The organism is uncultured Granulicatella sp. (genome assembly GCF_963515095.1).
Taxonomy (GTDB): domain Bacteria; phylum Bacillota; class Bacilli; order Lactobacillales; family Aerococcaceae; genus Granulicatella.
Genome location: NZ_CAUPXD010000003.1, coordinates 49934 through 68512, shown reverse-complemented (window position 1 = coordinate 68512; position 18579 = coordinate 49934). Strand labels below are relative to the sequence as shown.

The 18579-nt window shown below is 34.4% G+C and carries 19 protein-coding genes; all 19 read right to left on the bottom strand.

The features are described 5' to 3' along the window. Entirely contained in the window at positions 1-873 is an 873-nt protein-coding gene (locus RWL86_RS01660; protein ID WP_211228170.1) for a branched-chain amino acid ABC transporter permease, read from the bottom strand. A gap of 125 nt (positions 874-998) precedes the next feature. Next, positions 999-2165 (bottom strand): ABC transporter substrate-binding protein, encoded by a 1167-nt coding sequence (locus RWL86_RS01655; RefSeq protein WP_314076868.1) that lies wholly within the window; start codon positions 2163-2165, stop codon positions 999-1001. 420 nt (positions 2166-2585) lie between these two features. Then, entirely contained in the window at positions 2586-3770 is a 1185-nt protein-coding gene (locus RWL86_RS01650; protein WP_006703810.1) for a class I SAM-dependent rRNA methyltransferase, read from the bottom strand. Continuing rightward, positions 3767-4393 (bottom strand): VanZ family protein, encoded by a 627-nt coding sequence (locus RWL86_RS01645; RefSeq protein WP_006703811.1) that lies wholly within the window; start codon positions 4391-4393, stop codon positions 3767-3769. The genes RWL86_RS01650 and RWL86_RS01645 overlap by 4 nt, the downstream gene beginning before the upstream one ends. A gap of 20 nt (positions 4394-4413) precedes the next feature. After that, entirely contained in the window at positions 4414-5820 is a 1407-nt protein-coding gene (locus RWL86_RS01640; protein ID WP_314076867.1) for a HAMP domain-containing sensor histidine kinase, read from the bottom strand. A gap of 3 nt (positions 5821-5823) precedes the next feature. Next, positions 5824-6534: a response regulator transcription factor gene (locus RWL86_RS01635; RefSeq protein ID WP_006703813.1), complete on the bottom strand. Its 711-nt coding sequence runs from the start codon at positions 6532-6534 to the stop codon at positions 5824-5826. A gap of 150 nt (positions 6535-6684) precedes the next feature. Further along, the gene (locus RWL86_RS01630; RefSeq protein ID WP_006703814.1) at positions 6685-6891 is read right to left on the bottom strand and encodes a hypothetical protein; all 207 of its coding nucleotides are present in this window, start codon (positions 6889-6891) and stop codon (positions 6685-6687) included. Between the two features lie 270 nt (positions 6892-7161). After that, on the bottom strand, positions 7162-7686 hold the full coding sequence (locus tag RWL86_RS01625) for an NYN domain-containing protein (RefSeq protein WP_006703815.1): 525 nt from the start codon (positions 7684-7686) through the stop codon (positions 7162-7164). Positions 7687-7696: 10 nt separating this feature from the next. Continuing rightward, complete coding sequence (gene rlmB / locus RWL86_RS01620; protein WP_314076866.1) at positions 7697-8545, bottom strand: 23S rRNA (guanosine(2251)-2'-O)-methyltransferase RlmB; 849 nt, start codon at positions 8543-8545, stop codon at positions 7697-7699. Next, positions 8538-8960, bottom strand: a complete 423-nt coding sequence (locus RWL86_RS01615; RefSeq protein WP_399534252.1) for a Mini-ribonuclease 3 — start codon at positions 8958-8960, stop codon at positions 8538-8540. Before RWL86_RS01615 ends, rlmB begins: the two co-directional genes overlap by 8 nt. Next, positions 8945-10357, bottom strand: a complete 1413-nt coding sequence (gene cysS, locus RWL86_RS01610) for a cysteine--tRNA ligase (RefSeq protein ID WP_314076865.1) — start codon at positions 10355-10357, stop codon at positions 8945-8947. Before cysS ends, RWL86_RS01615 begins: the two co-directional genes overlap by 16 nt. Beyond that, on the bottom strand, positions 10341-10910 hold the full coding sequence (epsC, locus tag RWL86_RS01605; protein ID WP_314076864.1) for a serine O-acetyltransferase EpsC: 570 nt from the start codon (positions 10908-10910) through the stop codon (positions 10341-10343). Before epsC ends, cysS begins: the two co-directional genes overlap by 17 nt. Before the next feature lie 149 nt (positions 10911-11059). After that, a complete protein-coding gene (locus RWL86_RS01600) occupies positions 11060-11578 on the bottom strand; it encodes a ClbS/DfsB family four-helix bundle protein (RefSeq protein WP_314076863.1) in 519 nt (172 codons plus the stop codon). 457 nt (positions 11579-12035) lie between these two features. Beyond that, complete coding sequence (locus tag RWL86_RS01595; protein ID WP_314076862.1) at positions 12036-13322, bottom strand: solute carrier family 23 protein; 1287 nt, start codon at positions 13320-13322, stop codon at positions 12036-12038. 765 nt (positions 13323-14087) lie between these two features. After that, the gene (locus RWL86_RS01590) at positions 14088-15299 is read right to left on the bottom strand and encodes a chloride channel protein (protein WP_314076861.1); all 1212 of its coding nucleotides are present in this window, start codon (positions 15297-15299) and stop codon (positions 14088-14090) included. A gap of 69 nt (positions 15300-15368) precedes the next feature. Further along, positions 15369-16349: a ribose-phosphate diphosphokinase gene (locus tag RWL86_RS01585; RefSeq protein WP_314076889.1), complete on the bottom strand. Its 981-nt coding sequence runs from the start codon at positions 16347-16349 to the stop codon at positions 15369-15371. Between the two features lie 89 nt (positions 16350-16438). Continuing rightward, complete coding sequence (gene glmU, locus RWL86_RS01580) at positions 16439-17821, bottom strand: bifunctional UDP-N-acetylglucosamine diphosphorylase/glucosamine-1-phosphate N-acetyltransferase GlmU (protein ID WP_314076860.1); 1383 nt, start codon at positions 17819-17821, stop codon at positions 16439-16441. A gap of 139 nt (positions 17822-17960) precedes the next feature. Further along, positions 17961-18269 (bottom strand): PTS lactose/cellobiose transporter subunit IIA, encoded by a 309-nt coding sequence (locus RWL86_RS01575; RefSeq protein WP_314076859.1) that lies wholly within the window; start codon positions 18267-18269, stop codon positions 17961-17963. A 1-nt stretch (position 18270) separates the two neighbouring features. Further along, on the bottom strand, positions 18271-18573 hold the full coding sequence (locus RWL86_RS01570; RefSeq protein WP_314076857.1) for a PTS sugar transporter subunit IIB: 303 nt from the start codon (positions 18571-18573) through the stop codon (positions 18271-18273). Positions 18574-18579: the final 6 nt, after the last annotated feature.

Below are 18579 nucleotides of genomic sequence, written 5' to 3'. Positions count from 1 at the left end.
CTACACTTTCTCTTTAACATTTTTACCAAACAAGCCTGCTGGTAATACTAATAAAATAACAAATAATAGGAAGTAAACTACTCCATCTTTATATGGAGAAAATCCTAAATAGCTAACTAAAGTTTCTAATAAACCAATGACATAGCCACCAATCATAGCACCTGGAATACTACCAATTCCACCTAATACCGCTGCTACGAAAGCTTTCAACCCAGGTACAATTCCCATTGTTGCAGAATACGTATTGTAGTATAAAGCTACTAATACCCCTGCAATCCCTGCAAGACTTGAACCTAATGCAAATGTAAATGAAATCACTTGATCCACATCAATCCCCATTAATTGAGCTGCATCTTCATCAACTGCAACTGCACGCATGGCTTTCCCCATTTTTGTGTAATGAACGATGAATTGTAATAATGCCATTAAAATGACTGTTGTAGCAAAAATTAAGATTTGCTTCCCATTAATCGTAACATTGCCAAATAAAGTGTAATTTGTTGTTCCAAAATCAGATGGGAATGGACGAATTTCCGCTCCGAATAGATAACTCATTACATTTTCAAGTAAAAATGAAACCCCAATTGCTGTAATCAAAGCAGCAACACGAGTTGAACGTCTTAAAGGTTTGTACGCTACTCTCTCAATTACTACTCCTAAAACAGCACAGCTAACCATTGCTAATAGAAGAGATAAGAAAATATTTAACCCCAATCCATTCATTGCATAAAAACCAACAAACGCACCCATCATATAAACATCACCATGAGCAAAGTTGATTAATTTAATTGTTCCATAAACCATTGTATAGCCAAGTGCCACTAAAGCATAAATACTTCCTAGCGCAACCCCATTGACTAATTGTTGTATCAATAGCTCCATTTTAAGCTCCTTTCTCTTTAAAACCGAATTTTTCTGATATTGTTCTTAATTTGCCTATCATGTGAAAAAAGAGGCGGGGTTCCCCAACTGCCTCTCTTTCCTCAAAATTTTATATATTATTGTGCTGAATATTCTTTCGCACTTACTTCTTCACCATTTTGGAATTCGATAACAACTGCTGATTTTAGAGGAGTGTGATCTTTACCCATTGTGAATGTACCAGTAACACCATCAAAATCTGTAGATTCTGCTAAAGCTTTTTTAATTGCTTGAGCATCAGTTGAACCTGCTTTTTCAATAGCTTTCATTAATAATTGTGCTGCATCATAAGCTAAAGCTGAGAATGAATCTGGCGTTGTATTATATTTTTCTTTATAAGCTTTGATGAATTCTTGAACATCTTCATCTGTACTCTTAGCAGAGAAGTGAGCTGTATAGAAGACATTTGTTAAGTTTGCTTTGTTACCCGCTAATTCTGCTAATTTCTCACTTGATAATCCATCTCCACCAACGATTGGTTGAGTAATTCCTAATTCACGAGCTTGTTTGATGATTAAACCAACTTCTTCGTAATATCCTGGGATATATAATACATCAAATGATTTTGATTTTAGTGAAGTTAATACTGCTTGGAAATCTGTATCTTTTGATTGATAAGTTTCTTTTGCAACAATTTGTCCACCGATTTTAGCATCTGTATAAGTTTTTTCAAATGCTTCTGATAAACCTTTTGAGTAGTCACTTGCTGAGTCTTGTAAAATTGCTACTTTTGCATTTGGGAATTTTTGGCTTACAAATCCTGCTCCTACAACCCCTTGATAATTATCAGAGAAACATACACGGAAGATGTAGTCATATACTGATTCTGGGTTTTTCGCATCTTTTAATGTAATTCCGTCCCCTGTTGTTGCTGGGAATACAGCTGGAATTTTCGCTTGTTCCATGATTGGAATTGAAACTTGAGCATCTCCTGTTGTTGCTGGTCCGACAACCCCAACAACTTTTTCAGAAACTAATTTTTTAGCTACAGAAGCTACTTCTGTTTTTTCTGACTTGTTATCGTAAGAAACATATTTTAATTCTTTATCTAATAACTTTCCTTTTTGTTCAACGGCTAATTTAACAGCATTATCCATAGCTGAACCATAAGCGGCAACGTTACCTGTCAACTCGAAGTTACCCCCAAGTTTTACTGTGTTACCATTTGATGCACCACCTGCACTACATCCTGCTAAAATTGCTGCTGATACCAATCCTAATCCAAATTTTTTTAAATTCATCATAATCCCTCATTTCATAATCTGTTTTTTTAAGTGATGAGAAGATTATATAATATTCTGACAATTCATGCAATTGTTTTTTTAAATTTTTTTGAAAAATTTTTAAACTTTTTTTAATTGTTTTTTAATTCCTGACAACTTAACGCTTACATTTTGTGAAATCCATCATTTTGATGAAAGATAGATTTCTTATTTCCATAAACTTGTCTTTTATACTACATCAGGAAATCCCATACCTTTACGCAATTTCCCCCATATAAAAAAAGTAGGAATTGACTTCCCGTAGTAGTATCGGTAATAGAAGCCACAATGCTTGTGGCTTCTATTACTGGAAAAATCGAGACCTAGGCTCGATTTTTAGCCATGAGATTCGCGATAGCGAAGCTGCTGGCGTCCATTACTACTAAATTAGGAAGTCTATTCCTACACATCCATTTCTATAAAAATCACCTTCAAATAATCACTCAACGGTGTATGTGGTGCCACTGGAAAATCCATCGGCAATTTCTTCTGGTGCGCTATACGATACCTTCTTCCAGAAGAGCGAAGCCCCTTATGAATCATCTCTAAAAATTGCTTCTCTGAAACATTGGCCGCATTCGTCGACAAAATTAAAGTCCCCTTCTTAGCCGTTAACGGAACTAATTGCTCTACTAACCCTGCATAATCCTTCGCAACCGAAAAAGTTCTCTTCTTTGTACGAGCAAAACTAGGAGGATCTAAGACAATCGTATCAAACGTTAAAGCCTTCTTTGCTGCATATTTAATATAATCAAACACATCCATTACATAAATCTTTTGCTCAGATACATTAATTCCATTTGCCTCGAATTGTTCCCTAGTCTTCTCTAAACTTCGATTGGCAACATCCACACTCGTTGTTTGAACCGCACCACCCATTGCTGCAGCTACAGAAAACGCTCCTGTATAACTAAATAAATTCAAAATGGTTTTCCCAGCACTATAGTCATCTCTTAACAACGTACGAACTTCACGTTGATCTAAAAAGATACCTGTCATCAATCCTTCATCAAGATACGTTGCATAACGAACCCCTTCTTCTTGAACAATCAGTGGCTCACTCGCCTTCACTCCTCTTACAAATTGACTTTCCGGTAATTTATCTTTTGAAGCATAACGAATTTTTTCATAAATACCTCGGATACTTGGAATTGCTTCTTGTAGTTGTTCTACTATCAACTCTTTCCATTGATAAATTCCTGCACTATACCATGAAACTACTACAAATCCATCATACCAATCAATCGTAATTCCACCTAATCCATCTCCTTCTCCATTAAATAGACGAAAAGCTGTCGTACTTTCATCCATCAGTAAAGAAGAACGTTTTTGTGCTGCCTTTTGGAAGATTCCTTTTATAAATTGAGGAGTTAATTTTTCACCATCTTTTTTAGAATAAACCCATCCAATCCCTTTATGTTGAAACCCTACATAAGCCATTGCTAAAAATTCTTTCTTTTCATCACAAACACGAACACATTCGCCTTCTTTTGCTTCGAGAGTTTTTGCTAAATCCTCTTGATTTAATAAAGGAGACCCTTTTTTCACTAATTTAGCTGCTTTCGTTTTTAAAATGATTTCTTTCATAATTCTAATCTCCTTTTTCTTTCTTGATATTTTTTATAACACCAATATCCCAAAACACTTCCCAACGCATTACAAATCACATCATCAATATGAGTGACACCTGTTGAAAATAACCATTGACTAATTTCTATTATAAGAGAGATAGATAAACCAGCCCAAAAAGATAGTTTATAATGACTTTTCTCCTTTAATAAAATCCCACAAAATAAACCCATTGGCATAAACCAAATAATATTCCCAAATACATTATAATATGCTGCAAATAGTGATCCATGTGTAAATAGTTTTACACTATCTACAAAAGGTATCCAATAAATGTCTTGCAAAGGTCGTGGTGAGATCCTCATTAGATTAAAAATACTCGATTGTCGAAAAATCGTAATATTTAATAATACGAGTAAATAAAAAATAAACAAATGAAGATAACTCTCTAATTTCCAATCAATCTTTTGTTTGTGATATTTTCTAAATAAGAGAGAAATCGACCATACTCCCAGCCATCCAATAAAGAATATGAGAGCATGATCGATACTATTCATTAAAAGACGAATCAAAGGGAAATGATTTATTCGTCCGTCCAATAACTGTTCTAGCCATTGATAGATTGGTTCTAATAACAACATTTCCCGATTCATCCCTTTCCTTATTCTTTTTCTTCTTTTCCAGGGAATGTAAGTGTAAATGTCGTTCCCTTTCCAACTTCACTATCTGTCTGGATTGTTCCATGATGACTGTTCATTAATGAATGAACAATCGCTAAGCCAATTCCAGATTCCCCATATTTTGTACTCTTTCTTGAAACATCTGCTTTATAAAATCTTTCCCAGATTGCTTCCACTTCTTTTTTACTAATTCCAATTCCATCATCAATAATTTGCACAATGGCATTCGACTCTTCATTCCAACCTTTAATAAGAATATGACCTTTATCCGTAAATTGGTTCGCATTTTTCGTCATATTCACTAAAATTTGAATAAAGCGATCATAATCCGCATAAACTTTAAAATCTTCTGGACATTCACAACGTAAGTCATTCCCCTTATTTTTAGCCAATTCTTGCAATTGATCGACAACATTTTGTAAAGCTTCTGCTCCTGAGAAATTTTGCTTCACTAATACAATTTGATCGGAACGAATTTTCTCATAATCTAGATTTTCATTCACTAATCGGATGAGACGTTGTGTTTCATTCGTAATTAATTCTAAACTTCGCTCGCGGCGAGATTCAGGAATCATATGGTGAATTAACCCTTCCAATAATCCATTCATCGTTGTTAGTGGTGTTCTCATCTCATGAGCTACATCCATCATTAATTGACGTCTTAAATTCTCTTGTCGTTCAATTTCTTGTTCAGACCTCTGTAATGACTCTGCCATCTTATTAAAGTCCATGACTAAATCATCAAATTCATCTCGTTTTTGAGTCGGTAGCGAAATATCATAATTTCCTTCAGCAATTTCGTGTGTCGCTTTTCTTAAGCGATTAATCCTTCTTGTTTGATAATTGGCAAATAAGACACTCAGAATAACTCCTGCCACTGCTGCTGATGAAAATCCTACTAAAATAGAATTTCGTAATTCTGCCATTTCCGTTTCAATACGACTTAATGGACTAGAAATCGCTAGAAAACCATTATAAGTTTGATTATTAAAAATCGGATAATAAATCGTCACTAAATCAGCTGCTTCACCTACAAAGTTATGCTTTGTTTGCTTCATATTAATTGCAGAACCATCTTGAAGATGTTGTAATTCATCATCAGATAATGAACTTTTAACATTTAATACTGTTGCTGGATAAGTCATTTTATTTTCTTTATCAAAAATCGCAACTCCTAAATGTTCATCTTTCAACAAGGATAAGCTGCTATTAATTTGTTCAGCTGTTAAATCATTTACTAAAATCGCTTTGGCATATCCAAATAGTTGTTGCGACCGTTGCATGAAAATTTTATTCGTCATGACATTATAAAACAATAATCCACAAACAACAACGGATACTAATACAACCGATAAAAATCCTACTAATTGTTGGTAAAAATATTTCATCTTCTAAATCCCACTATCATCAAATTTATATCCTACACCCCATACCGTTTGAATAACATGAGGTCCTACTGCTTCGATTTTTTGACGTAATTTTTTAATATGTGCATCAATCGTACGCTCATCCCCGTAAAATGGATCTTCCCAAATCTTCGTTAATAAGTGTTCTCTTGAGAATACTTGACGAGGATGTTGTGCCATTAAGACTAATAAATCAAATTCTTTTGGTGTCAAGCCATCAATTTTCACCCCATCAATAAAGGCTTCATGAGTTCTTGTATTAATCGAAACATGTTTGGTTTCTATATCAAATTGTCCCGAATTTGTTGGAGTTTCACTAGAAATTCCTCGTCCAATACGACGATGTAATGCTTTAATACGAGCCATCATTGTTAATGGACTAAATGGTTTTGCCACATAATCGTCGGCACCAATTTCTAACCCAATGACTTGGTCACTTTCTGAATCTCTTGCTGTTAACATGACAATTGGTACTTGCTCATTCATTTGACGAATTTGACGACAAATTTGCATGCCATCCATTGAAGGTAAATTTAAATCTAAAATCACTAGATCCCATTTATCTTGATGATTCACAAAGGCATCATAGCCTTCTTTTCCATCATGATAAAACTCTGCTGTCCACCCCTCTTTTTCAAAAAACATTTCCATCATTTCACATACTGCTTCTGTATCTTCAATCATTAAAATATGCATCTTACTTCCCCCTTTTTGGATGATTTCACACTTAGTATACCTTAATTTTATGAATCCGTTAACTAGAAAGTATGAAGATTTTGTGAAGATGAAAAAGAGACGACCGAAGTCGCCTCAGAATTTTCGTTTTATTTGAGCTTTAGTAGTAATTTAATGACGTTTTTTAAAAATTTTCCAGCAAATGATCCCAACAATAATAACGAACACTGTTCCCACAATCATCATCGCTCTAAAATGCTCGACAAAAATAACTCCACTAGGCCTTGGATCTGAATTTTCACTTTCCATTGCCAACACAGTCGAACTTCCTAAAGTTAATACCAACATTCCTAGTAATAAAGTGATTATCTTTTTCATGTTGTTCTCCCCCAATCTTCATGTTCAATCATTGCATCTTACTATTTTATATCGTATATATCGTTGTTATTTATGTATGAAAAATTCACTATTAAAGCATTCTTCCTAGGTCAACAATCAACACTTATGTTTTCATCTACCCCTCCTGTTATATAACTTCTATATTTCGATTCAATTGTACTGCAACAAACACATTTTGTAAACGATTACTTTTTATGAAATACAAAAGAGCCAAGTTCACCCACTTAGCTCTTTCTCATCTATAAACTTTCAATCTTTTTCTTGTAATTTGAATCGTAAAATATTCAATTTATCCATTTGTTCATCGCTCCATGGTGAACGACGTCTGGAGATTTCTTGATATTGTCTAGATAATTGATCTTGCTTTTTCTTACTTCTTTGAATTTCTTTAAAAAATTCTCTTGCAGATTTTCTTAAAGCACCCTTTTGAAAAATGACCCATTGTTCTGCTAAATCACTCGTTGCTACAGACACTTGAATGACTTGCGTATTCATTTCGCTAACTGTTCTCTCAATATATTCATCTGCCGTTTCATCTTCTGCTGTAAAAATAACTTTTACTTGAGAAGATTCAAATGACTGAGTAATGCCAGGAACAAATTGTGCATCAAAAACAATCCACACTTCAACGTGTTCAAATTTTCTAAAATTGGCGCAATGATGGATAAGTAAATCACGAGCACTTTCTAAATCACCTTGTTTTTTTAAACTCACTAATTCAGGCCATGCTCCAATCATATTATATCCATCAATAATATATAATTGTTTCTTCATAAATCACCTATTAATGACGAGAGCGAAAAACTTCATACATCATTAAAGCACTTGCGACACTCGCATTTAAACTTTGAACATGTCCGGTCATCGGAATCGTAATCATCTCATCTACGGCATCTTTAACAATACGAGATACACCTTTTCCTTCATTCCCCATGACAATCGCAATTGGACCTTTTGTATTCCATTGACGATAATCCGTTCCTTTCATATCTGTTCCGAACACCCAAACGCCACGTTCTTTTAATTGTTCAATTGTTTGAGTTAAATTCGTCACACGAACAACGGGAACATGCTCGATAGCCCCTGTAGAAGCTTTTGCTACGGTAGAAGTTAAAGAAACACTTCTTCTCTTCGGAATAATAATACCGTGAACTCCCGTGGCATCTGCAGTACGTAAAATACTTCCTAAATTATACGGATCTTCAATTCCATCTAAAATTAAAATAAATGGATCTTCATTTTTTTCCTGAGCTTTTTCAAAGACATCTTCTAAAGTCGCATATTCATACGCTGCAATCGAAGCAACCACTCCTTGATGGACAACTTCACCCACAAGATCTTGTAATTTAGCTTTCGGAACATTTTGAATTTGAATACGATGTTCTCTTGCTAAATCAATAATCGGTGTAATTTCCTTTCCAGATAAAGCTTCTTGAACCCATAATTTATTCACACGTTCTGGTTGTTGTAATGCTTCTCTTACTGCATGACGTCCATATACAAAATCTGTGGACTCTTGCTCATTCGAAGAAGTTTCCGGTGTATATTTTGGACGAGGTGCTTTAGCCTCTTTTTTGAAGCCCTTTGGTTGGCTTCCTTTTCTTCTATTCGAATTTTTTTCTTGTCTAGCCATGTTTTTCCTCCACTTGTTGAATACACCATGCGATGACTTCCTCTAATCGCTCTTTTTGTCCACTTAAATATAAATAGCCAATCATCGCTTCAAATCCTGTAGACATACGATAAGTAATGACATCCGCATTTTTTGCCTTAGTATGACTCTTAGCATTTCTTCCACGTTTGAAGTATTCTAATTCTTCTTCTGTTAAAAATGATTCGCTATCCAACATTTGTTGAATTAAATTTGCTTGAGCTTTGGCAGAAACATAACGAGTAGCTTCACGATGTAAGATATTTGGTTTCGTCTTTCCAGTTCTTAGCACATGTTGACGAATATATAATTCATAAATACCGTCACCCATATAAGCTAGTGTTAAGCCATTTAATAAATGCCAATCTTTAATGATTTCCATTATACTCTTCTCCATCTTGTTCCTTGAGCAGTATCTTCTAACACAATTCCTTGAGCTTTCAATAATTCTCTAATTTCATCGCTTCGTGCAAAGTTTTTCGCTTTTCTTGCTTCTAAACGTTCATCAATTAATGCTTGAATGTCATCATCTACTAATTCTTCTTGAACTTCTTTCATTCCAAAAATCGCAAATAATTGTTCAGCTTTTTCTAATAATTTTTCTAAAATAACACGTGATACTGCTTCACGCTCTAAATATACATTCCATTCTTTTACGAATTGATATAACACTGTCATCCCATTAGCTGCATTAAAATCATCATCCATTTCTTCTTGGAATTTACCTTCTAATGCTTCAAAACTAGCCCATACATCTTGGTCATCTTCCAACGAGTCAACTGCCTGTTCTAAACGGTAACGTGTATTGCTAAAGGTTGTTTGAATTTTTGACACATTAGCTGTTGCTTCTTGCAGTGAAGACTCACTGAATTTCAATGGTCTACGATAGTGAGCACTTGCTAGGAAGAAACGTAAAATTTGAGGGTCAATTTCTTTAATAATATCGTGAACTAATACGAAATTACCAAGAGATTTACTCATTTTTTCTCCATCTTCACCCATTGTTACAAAGGCATTATGCATCCAATAACGAGCAAATGGATGACCTGTTTTCGATTCACTTTGCGCAATTTCATTTTCATGGTGTGGGAATGCTAAGTCTTGTCCACCACCGTGAATATCAATCGTATCTCCTAAATGTTTTGTCGCCATTACAGAACATTCAATATGCCAACCTGGACGACCTTTGCCCCAAGGAGAATCCCAACTAATTTCCCCTGGTTTAGCACTTTTCCATAGAGCAAAGTCTAATGGATTTCTCTTTTTAGCATCATCTGCACTTTCCGTTCTTTGGCTAGCTCCTACTTGTAAATCTTGAATACTTTGATCACTTAATTTTCCATAATCTTTGAATTTTTCAGTGATGAAATATACATCTCCACCAGATTCATACGCTGCTTCTTTTTCGACTAATGCTTCTACAAAGGCAATAATATCATCCATTGTATTCATAACGGTTGGATTTAAAGTTGCTTTTTTTACATTTAATGCAGCTGTATCTTCATAAAAAGCTTCAATATATTTTTTAGAAACTTCTTCAGGTGTCATTCCTGTTTCATTCGCTGCTTTAATAATCTTATCATCCACATCTGTAAAATTCGAAACATAGTTCACATCATACCCACGGTATTCAAAATAACGACGGATAGTATCAAATGCAACCGTACTTCTCGCATTTCCAATATGAATATAATTATAAACTGTTGGTCCGCAAACATACATTTTTACAATGTCAGGTTCTAGTGGTTTAAATTCTTCTTTTTGACGTGTTAAAGTGTTATATACTTGAATCATAATTTCCTCCATATTCTGTGATTTCTCGTTCTTCTTTTGAATGAATCCGAACAACTTTAGCAGGTAAGCCTACTGCTGTTGTATGAGCTGGAATATCTGATAATACTACTGCTGCTGCACCAATTTTGGAACCTTCTCCAATTGTAACAGGTCCAATTACTTGAACATGAGCAGACAATAATACTCCATCTTCAATAGTTGGGTGACGTTTTCCTGTTTGCTTTCCTGTTCCGCCTAATGTAACACCGTGGAACATTTTCACATCATCTCCGATAATCGCAGTTTCACCAATAACGATTCCCATTCCATGGTCAATAAAAAAGCGACGACCAATTTGAGCTGCCGGATGAATTTCAATTCCAGTAAAAAATCGACTAAATGTACTCAGCATGCGAGCAAGAAGTCTACATCGGCAAGTAGTATGTAACCAGTGTGCTAGTCGATGCAACACAGTCGCATGATAGCCTGGATACGTTAAAATAATTTCTAAACTACTTCGTGCCGCTGGATCGTTCTTTTTATAGGTTTCCATATCCTCTTGAAAACTCCCCATCTTCTCACTCTCCTTTACTCGTACTATTTTTTTATTATAGCATATTTTCTACCGTTTTTTCGCTTTCTCAAATTAATAAACAAAAAACAGTAAACCTTTTTTGATTTACTGTTACTAAAACTATTATATTCAATTATACAAACTGGAATTTAAAGTGCTATCTTCTTCCATTTTCTAATTTTTGTTCTGAAAGTTCCAAAAGGTGCAACTGTATTGACATGAATAAATTTATATACTTCCCATACTGCTGTTTTAGTCGCTTCATCAGCCCATTTTCTCATATGTGGTTTAAATAATTCTTCCTCACTCAACGAATCAATCATTACACAAATAGAATTAACATTTGCTTTTAATTTTAGTTTTAACTCTTGTATAGATAAATGAGCATAAGTATCCGTAAACCACTGATATAATTCACCAAGTTGATTCCATTTGAATTCATTTGATGGTGTTTTTACTTGAAGTCCATTTCTTTCATCTTCCTCCCATTTAAGAACTAAGCTTGTCCAGCCTACCTGATAAGCAAGATTTTCAGCCGGAGTTCTATCGACTTCATCAAATTTCTTATCTTTTAAACTTTCCGGAATATCCTCAAATTCTGAAATATATTTGCCAAATGCTTTATTTATTTCAAGTTTGAGTTCTTCTTTATTTTCGTATGCTCTCAAAAGCTCACCTCTTCAACTTCTAATTTGTTTCACTCAATATTCCCATGATATTATAGTATATTCTTATCAAGTTTTATAGGTCTAACTCTTATTTTTTTACCTGTGTTAGTTTTCTTTCAGTAATTTCTCTATACAACTTCTAACTCTTTCAGCTTGTTCAACTTCTTTTCGTAGGTTTTGCTTTCTCCTAAATGTTCTTTGAGGTATTTTTAGCCATGAGATTCGCTTTTGCGAAGCTGCTGGCGTCCTTCGCTATATTACGTAAATCATCCTAATATACATCCCTCATCAAAAAAAGTAGAAAACAGAAAATGATTTTTTGATGCTGCATTAGCAATATAAGCCACTCCATTTGTGGCTTATATTGCTGGGAAAATTCGAGACCTTAGGCTCGAATTTTAGGAATGAGACTCGCTTTTTTGCGAGGCTGCTTCCGTCCCTTACTACATCATAAAAATCATTTTCTGTTTTCATACGGCAACACTAGGTTCAAAATAACCCCTGCTAATGCACATAATGATGTACCGGACAATGTCACAGGACCTAATTCTAAAATTGCTCCACCTAATCCTAACACTAACATTGAACTCGCAATAATCAAATTACGCACTTCTCTAAAATCTACTTGCTTTTCAATTAACACTTTCAAACCATTACTTGCAATAACTCCATATAGTAAGATAGCCATCCCACCAAGCACTGCATTTGGAATAGTAGAAATCAACGCTGTAAACTTCCCAAGGAAACTCAACCCAATCGCAAATAATGCTGCATTACGAATCACTGAAACACTAGCAATTCTTGTCATCCCTACAACACCGGTATTCTCACCATAAGTTGTATTCGCAGGACCACCCATAAATGCTGAAACTGCAGTCGCAACACCATCTCCAATTAATGTACGATGTAAGCCCGGTGTTTTCAAAAATTGTCTTCCACAAATTTGACTTAAAACCGTATGATCTCCAATATGTTCTGCAATGGTTACAACGGCAACTGGTAAGATTGCCCAAGTTTCAGGTCCAAAATACCAATGATATTCTTTGAAAAATCCATTTGTCGAAAATGGTAAATATAATTGCGGAATCGCAATCCAATCTGCTTCTAATACTGGAGTGAAATCAACCAATCCAAACAGTACAGCTACAATATATCCTCCAATAATTCCGAATAAGAATGGAATAATTTTTAAAAATCCTTTAGCTTTTGTATTAATAAATGCTGTAATCAAGAAAGTTACAATCGCTACTGTTATTTGTTGAACTGTACCATCTTTAATAAATCCTGCATTTGTCACGGCTGAATTTGCTAATCCTAAACCAATTACCATAATCATTGGTCCAATGACAATCGGTGGTAATAAACGATCAATCCATTTTGTTCCAATTAATTTAACCGCTAATGCTACTATTACATAAACAAGACCTACAAGAACAACCCCTGACTGAGCCGCTGAAACATCTCCATTCATTTGTTTCATTGCAAATGCCATCGCTGAAATAAATGCAAATGAAGAACCTAAGTACACTGGCACTTTAAATTGAGTTGCTACCATGTAAATCAGAGTTCCTAAACCTGAAGCAAATAATGCTACAGAAACAGGCATCCCTAAAATTAATGGTACTAAAATCGTTGCCCCAAACATCGCAAACACATGTTGCAAGCTTAGTAATAAGCCTTTGGCTAAAGGTGGATTTTGATCCACATCAAGTAATAAGTTGACTTTTGAAGTTTGTAACTCCATCATTTCCTCTTTTCCGGGCCTTTTTGTGCATACAAAAAAGCAACCCTATCAAATTTTGTTTGCAAAAGGGCTGCTTTCATACAGAAGAATTCTCTCTATGCATAAAAAATTCTCCTAGAAATATAAACTTGAACTATGATCGCCTTTTTCACCTCACGGGATGAATTTAAAAGCCCTCGCTATGCGAAAGTATACTAGACTTTTCATAAAATAACAAGTGAATTTTTTCGTTTATTTAAAAATTTGTCAAATTTTACACCACGAGTATATCTGTCTCTTAGTTTTAATATTCATTGTATTTTGCTTAAAAATTAATTATAATACAAGCATAAAAGAAAGCGATTTTTTGGCGACTCTTTTATGTATAACTGTATAAGTTATATTCTGCAAATTTTTCTAATCAAAGAAATATAATAGTAAGTGTTAAAGATAAAAATATTGAATTAGGGGATGAATATATGAAAAAGAGAATATTAACGAGCTTGATAACCGTTTTAGGAGTAGCCTTATTTTCTTTTCTAAAAAATTATATGAATGTATCACTAGTAATGAGCGCAGTAATTTCCTGTATTTTTATAGTTTTAGGTGTATTTATGATAGAATTTCGATGTAATAAATAATTCTGAAAAAACGTGTATCTCAATCCTAAGTGAGAAAGTTATATAGTGAGCTTCTCTCGGCTCTAAAATCAAGAAAGTTATCAGTAATTTTTTGCTACTTAAAGTGTGTATATAACAACAGGGACAAAATACTTGCCCCTGTTTTTTATCTTTCTATACCTTCTAATTCAAAAATTTTCTGTTGTCCATAAATGCTATTATTTCCATTTACGACAAATGCGACAATACATACAATTGCTGCATATGGCATCATACTATATCCGAATACTTCACCGATAATAAAAATAGGGGCTAGCCAAGTATTTGTCGCACTTCCAAATACAGCTCCATAACCTAATGCAGCTGCTACCATTGGAGAAATTCCTAGCCAAGAACTCATTACAATTCCTAAAGAAGACCCAATTGAAAAGAGTGGAGTTACTTCCCCACCTAGAAATCCTGCACTAAGAGAAAAAACTGTTAATCCTAATTTTAAAATCCAATCTTGTACAAAAATTGTCTCACTATAAAAACTAGCATGAATTAAATTCGTCCCTAATCCTGCATAACGGCCACTACCAAAAGCCACGATTAAAATACTGACAACAATTCCTAATAAAAATATTCTTAAAGTTGGACTTGGAATTTTGGTACTCCAATATTTTTTCAAATACGCCAAACTCACACTAAATAGTCTTCCTGTTAATCCAAAAGCAATTCCTAAACCTACCATCTTTAATAAAGTTTCATCGAATTGAATTTCTACAGGAATGCCCACCATAAATTTCTCTAATCCTAAACTTTGAGCTACATTCATCGAAATAAAACTGGACAACAATGCATAAAATAATGCATCAATTTGTAATTGCCCGACAATCATTACTTCAATCGCAAAGAACGTCGCTGCTAGAGGAGTTCCAAATAATCCAGCAAAACCACTCGCCATCCCAATCATTAATAAAATTTGACGATTTCTCTTAGAAGAAAACCATTGTTGAAACTGATTTGCAACCGTTGCTCCTAATTGAACCGCAACTCCTTCTCGACCCACACTTGCTCCAAATAAATGAGCTAGCCATGTTCCAATCATCATAAAAGGAATTAACCATTTTGAAATACGATTGTCCTCTCCTTGACCAATTCGAAAGACAATATTCATACCTTCTACTGCATTTTTCCCATATTTTAAATAGACTGTATGAAATAAAAATCCTACTACTGCTAAAAACGGAATCAAATACGCAAAATATTCTACCCGTAATTCGGATACTTTTAATAATACTTGCCCAAAAAAGGACGTTAAAACACCAGTAATCACTCCGACGATGATACTAACCATTCCTAGTAAAACTTTTTCCTTAATTGTACACGAATTCACTAATTAACCTCCTTTAGAATAAAAAAGACTGAAGAAATCTCTCCAGCCTCCTATTTAACCTTCAACTTTTTAATCTATAATTGTGAACTTTTCAATAAATAATGGACTTACTGAACGATTTTCATGAATACGTCTAATCGCTTCAGCCATTAATTGATCCACGCTAACTTGTACAATTTTTCCACCTGTTTTTTCTTCAGGAACTTGAATGGAGTCCGTTACAACTACTTCTTTAATTACAGAAGCATTTAAACGATCTAATGCTGGACCCGATAATACAGGGTGAGTACAACAAGCATAAACTTCTAATGCCCCCGCATCTTGTAAAGCTTGAGCTGCTAATGTAATAGTTCCAGCTGTATCAATCATATCATCGATTAATACGGCAACTTTCCCTTTAACATCCCCAATAATATTCATCACTTCTGCAACATTTGCTTTTGGACGACGTTTATCAATAATCGCAATTGGAGCATGTAAGAATTCTGCTAATTTACGTGCACGAGTTACTCCACCATGATCTGGTGAAACAACGACGATATCTTTATCTTTGAAATTATTTTCTAAGAAATAATTGGCTAATAATGGAGCTCCTAATAAGTGATCCACTGGAATATCAAAGAATCCTTGAATTTGAGCAGCATGTAAGTCTAATGTTAACACACGGTCAGCACCTGCTTGTGTAATCATATTTGCTACTAATTTTGCTGTAATTGGTTCACGTGATTGAGCTTTACGATCTTGACGTGCATATCCATAGTACGGTAATACAACGTTAATTGTTTTTGCACTTGCACGACGTAATGCATCGATCATAATTAATAACTCCATTAAGTTATCATTTACTGGATACGATGTTGATTGAACAATATAAACATGATCTCCACGAATACTTTCATCAATGTTAATTTTAATCTCTCCATCACTAAACTGAGTAACGGATACTTTCCCTAATTCTACCCCGACTTGATCTGCAATTTTTTGAGCTAATGGACGATTTGAGCTTAATGCAAAAATCTTTAAATTTGGATCGGAATAATGTTCCACAATGATAACCCCCGAAGAATTTTATTTTTGTTTTTTCACTACTATAATAATAAACGTTTTTGATTCGTTTTTAAAGAACTAAATGTATATTTCTATGAATTTTTTTGAGCTGAAGGTAATTTTTCAGCATAGTTTTCTTTATTTTCTTGACGAGAACGAGCAATTGCTAATGCTCCATTTGGAACGTCTCTTGTAATTGTAGAACCCGCTGCAATAAAGACATCATCTCCAATTGTAACAGGTGCTACTAAATTCGCATTACAGCCGATAAACGCACGGTCGCCTACAGTGGCTCTATGTTTATTTTTACCGTCATAGTTTACAAAGATTGTTCCACAACCAACATTAATTTCTTTTCCTAAATCAGCGTCACCTACATACGTTAAATGACCGACTTTTGTACCTGTTCCTAAAGTTGCATTCTTCACTTCTACGAAGTTTCCAATGTGAACAGAATTTCCTAGTACAGCTTTTGGACGAAGATGTGCAAATGGGCCTGCATTACTATGAGATTTCATCAATGATTCTTCAATATTTGAACTTGTGACTGTTACATAATCTTCTAAAATAGAATCACGAATGACACTTCCTGAAGTAATATGGCAATGTTGTCCAATGACTGTATTCCCTTTTAAATACACTCCTGGTTCAATGACTGTATCTGAACCAATCACTACTTCTGAGTCAATATACGTTTGTTCAGGGTCAATTAATGTTACACCGTTTCTCATATGTTGTTCATTAATACGTTGACGCATTGATTTTTCTGCTTTTGATAAAGCAACTCGGTCATTAACGCCCATTCCTTCATCCACATTTGGCATTTGATACGCAGAAATAATTTCTCCACGTTTTTTCAAAATTTCTAATACGTCCGGTAAGTAATATTCCCCTTGTGCATTATCATTTCCAACTTCGCTTAATGCGCTGAATAGAGATTGATTATCAAAGCAATAAGTTCCTGTATTAATTTCTTGAATCACTGCTTCTTCTGGAGTAGCATCTTTATGTTCTACATTTTTTAAAACTGTTCCATCTTTCTCACGAACTACATGTCCATATCCAGTCGGGTCGTCTACCCAAGCTGTTAAAATCGTTGCTTTTGCTTTTGTATCTTCATGAACTTTCATTAATTGTTCAAAAGTTTCAGCTGTTAATAGCGGTGTATCTCCACAAACAACTAAAGTTGTTCCTTCTTTGTCTTTCAACAATTCTTCTGCTTGTAAAACGGCATGACCTGTTCCTAATTGTTCTGCTTGCAATGCATAAGAAACACGTTCCCCTAATTGTTGTTGTACCATTTCTGCACCATGTCCAACAATGGCTACAATCGTTTCGGCTCCTGCACGTTCTACTTGATCTACCACATGCTCTACCATTGGTTTTCCACAAACTGGATGCATCACTTTATAAAGTTCAGATTTCATTCGTGTGCCTTTTCCAGCTGCTAAAATAATTCCGTATTTTTGATTCATATTATCCCTCGCAAGTTCTATTTTTACTTCTTTATAATAGTAAACTATGATGTTTTTTGCAAGAAAGTGTCTTGAATATTGGTGAATTTATAAAAAAAGATTCGAATGACATATTTCTATCATTCGAACCTTTAATAATTTAACGTTCTTTATACAACTGAATTAATTCTTTGGAAAATAATTGAACCATTTCAGTCATTGCCATTTGATCTTCAGCATGAATAAAAAGTAGAGATAGTTCAGTCTTTTCTCCTGCAGCTTCTTTTTGAATTAAATCTGCATGAATTTTATGCGCTTGAACAAAGCATTCTTCTGCTTCTGTTACTTTTTCATCAGCACCTTTAAAATCCCCTTTTTTCGCTAATTCCACAGCTTCCATATAAGAAGATTTTGCTGCCCCACTATTCGCAATCAACTGAAAACATACTAATTCCATATCTTCAGACATATTATCCCTCCACTAATGCCAAAGCTTGATCTAAAACTTTCGGTCCATTCATCATGCCATAATCTCTCATGTCAATTGCAGCAACTGGAACATCTCCTGCCAATGATTTTACATTTTCAAGTTCATATCGAATTTGAGGACCAATTAAAATAACATCCGCCTCTTGTAAATTTTTCTTAGCTTCTGTTAGTGACTTGGCTTCAATATGTACTTCAATAGAACGTTCTTCGGCACTTGATTGCATCTTTTTTACTAACATACTTGTAGACATTCCTGCATTACAAACTAATAATATATTTTTCATATTAAT